Source organism: Polaromonas sp. P1_G2, assembly GCF_056405515.1.
This window is the reverse complement of the sequence record NZ_JBFUBY010000479.1, coordinates 1-1676: the sequence shown is the minus strand read 5'-3', so window position 1 is coordinate 1676 and position 1676 is coordinate 1. Positions and strand designations below refer to the sequence as shown.

Here is a 1676-nt window from a genome sequence, read left to right as displayed (position 1 = left end):
GCCAAACTGCTTGCTGAAATTGCGCTACTCGCGCTGGCCGGCCAATGGGTGGTGGGCTTGCTGGCCGGCGCGGGACGCGACAGCAATTTTTTTTACCGCCTGCTGCAACTGCTGGGCCGGCCCTGGGTGAGGGCGGCGCGCTGGATTTCGCCGCCCGTGGTGCTGGAGCGCCACCTGCCGCTGGTGGCCTTCCTGGTACTGGCGATGCTCTGGCTTGCAGCCGCCGTCGCGAAAATCCGCATCTGCCTGGAAATCGGGGTGGCGCTGTGCAAATGAATTTGCAGGCCGCGCCGTTCTTGCACTATCACTTCCTGAAAGCGCAGGCCTTGCTGCTGTTGGCAGCTGGCAAGCGCACGGCCGCCTTGCCGAAATTCGCGCAGATGCTGTGCCTGCGGCCTGTCGATCCTTAWGCCCTGGCCAGCCGTGGCCATGTGGAGGCGCAGCTGCATCTCACGCAGGAGGCGATTGCCAGCCTGCGGCAGCTCACCTGCGCCTGGCCGCTACAGGCCTCCGGCTGGTTCAACCTCGGCTATGTGCTGCAACAGGCCGGCCGCCACGAAGAAGCCGGCCCGGCCTTCGAACGCGCGCTGGCGCTGGACCCGCGCCTGGACCGGGCCTGGTACGGCCTGGCGCTGGTCCATATCCACCAGCAGCGCTGGCAGGAAGCCGCCGAGGCGCTGGAGCGCAATACCGCGCTGCAGCCGCTGGGCCCCTATGGCTGGTACCGGCTCGCGCAGGTCTGGCTGGCGCTGGGCGAGGCGGGCAAGGCGCGCAAGGTCATTGCCCACCTGCGGCGTTTCGAGCCGCGCGTGGCCGCGCAACTGGAGCGTGAAAACGCCGCGGCGCTGCAGGCGGGCAGGGCGTCCACGAGCGAGGCAGGTCATGCAGCCGGCTGACAGCCACCGCCGCTATTGGCGCAAAACCCTGGTGGTGACAGCCGTGCTGCTGCTGGTCTGGTTCAGCGTGACTTTCGGCGTGAGCTACTTCGCGCGCGCGCTGAGTTTCCGGTTTTTCGGCTGGCCTTTCAGCTTCTGGATGGGCGCGCAGGGCGCTTTGCTGGTGTACTGCCTGATCATCGGCTTTTACGCTTGGTACATGAACCGGCTCGACATCGAACACGACGTGGCGGACGGGGACTAGATGGCCGGCTTCTTTGGTTCGCGCGACGGGGTTTTGCTCTCCAGCCAGCAGTTCAAGGCGCAGCTCAACCGCGTCTACCGCTGGTACACCGTGGGTCTGGTGGCGTTCGTGCTCATCCTCGCGGGCCTGGAGCGCATGGGCCTGCCGCGCCTGTGGATAGGCACGGCCTTCCTGCTGGCCACGATTGGCTTGTACGCGGGCATAGGCATCATGAGCCGCACCACCGACGCGGGCGAATATTATGTGGCGGGCCGGCGCGTGCCGGCGGTCTACAACGGCATGGCCACCGGTGCCGACTGGATGTCGGCCGCATCCTTCATCGGCCTGGCGGGAACGCTCTACCTCACGGGCTACAACGGCCTGGCCTTCATCATGGGCTGGACCGGCGGCTATTGCCTGGTCGCGCTGGTGCTGGCGCCTTACCTGCGCAAGTTCGGCCAGTTCACCATTCCGGACTTCCTGGGGGAGCGTTACGGTGGCAGCCTGCCGCGCCTCATTGGCGTGGCTGCCGCCATCCTGTGCTCCTTCACCTACCC

The 1676-nt window shown here is 66.7% G+C and carries 4 protein-coding genes; all 4 read left to right on the top strand.

What is annotated here, in order from left to right; all coding sequences use genetic code 11:
• The coding region (locus tag AC1D0P_RS25455; RefSeq protein ID WP_477679275.1) for a hypothetical protein at positions 1 to 276 on the top strand (276 nt) is incomplete at its 5' end.
• A complete protein-coding gene (locus AC1D0P_RS25450; protein WP_477679274.1) occupies positions 273 to 896 on the top strand; it encodes a tetratricopeptide repeat protein in 624 nt (207 codons plus the stop codon). The genes AC1D0P_RS25455 and AC1D0P_RS25450, both read left to right, overlap by 4 nt.
• Positions 883 to 1140 carry a DUF4212 domain-containing protein gene (locus AC1D0P_RS25445; RefSeq protein ID WP_477679273.1) on the top strand — a complete coding sequence of 86 codons (258 nt, stop codon included), beginning with the start codon at positions 883 to 885 and terminating at the stop codon, positions 1138 to 1140. The genes AC1D0P_RS25450 and AC1D0P_RS25445 overlap by 14 nt, the downstream gene beginning before the upstream one ends.
• Positions 1141 to 1676, top strand: a 536-nt coding sequence (locus tag AC1D0P_RS25440; protein WP_477679272.1) for a sodium:solute symporter family transporter, incomplete at its 3' end; no start/stop codon positions are given.